Source organism: Humibacter antri, assembly GCF_054777235.1.
In genome coordinates this window covers 1-700 of sequence record NZ_BAAHAW010000059.1, presented here as the reverse complement: position 1 = coordinate 700, position 700 = coordinate 1, and the positions used below count along the sequence as shown (strand labels likewise).

The 700-nt window shown below is 70.6% G+C and carries 1 protein-coding gene; it reads right to left on the bottom strand.

Annotated features, from left to right (window positions below; genetic code table 11):
* A partial coding sequence (locus ACYVDK_RS18265) for an IS110 family transposase (RefSeq protein WP_460524433.1) occupies window positions 1–653 on the bottom strand: 653 nt, incomplete at its 3' end.
* Between the last annotated feature and the right edge of the window lie 47 nt (window positions 654–700).

Below are 700 nucleotides of genomic sequence, written 5' to 3'. Positions count from 1 at the left end.
TCCGCTGCCATGCTCAAGATGTCGCGGTCCAGCCGGTCCCGGCGGGCGAGGATGCTCGTGACCGCGTCGTAGCCCGCGTCGAATGCCGCGAACGTCCCTGCCCCCGCAGAGCCGAGCCCATCGTGACGGGCTCGGCGTAGCCACACATCGTGCGCTCCCGTCCAAGCCCTGCCGTCGTAGACGATGCCACGGCGCAGCAGCAGCTTCGAGAGCCGGTGCCGGGCGGCCATCAGCTCCACCCGCGCGTCATCACGGGCACGCACCAGGTCCCGGGCGGACTCCTCGATCTCGGTCGGCACCCGCACACCGACGAGCTCGTCCATCCGCAGCAGCCGGGCCAGCAGGACCGCATCACGGGCATCGGTCTTCACCCTGTCCCCGGCCGGACGGATGATCTTCGACGGCGCCGCGACCGTCACCGGCACACCCGCCGCCGAGAGCCGGCGAGCTAGACCGAAACCCGTCGGGCCCGCCTCGTACGCCGCAGCAACCGGCCCGTGCTGTTCCGCGACGCCCGCGACCCACCTCGCGACCCCGTCACTGCCCGGCGGGAGTTTCGCCTCCAAAAGCTCACCGGTCGACGTGTCCAACGCCGCCGCTCGCACGCTACGCGCGTGCACATCCAACCCAATCGCCGTACGCTGATCGAACACCAGGGCCTCCGCTGCATGTCGGCATCCCGAGCCACTCTCGAGATGAT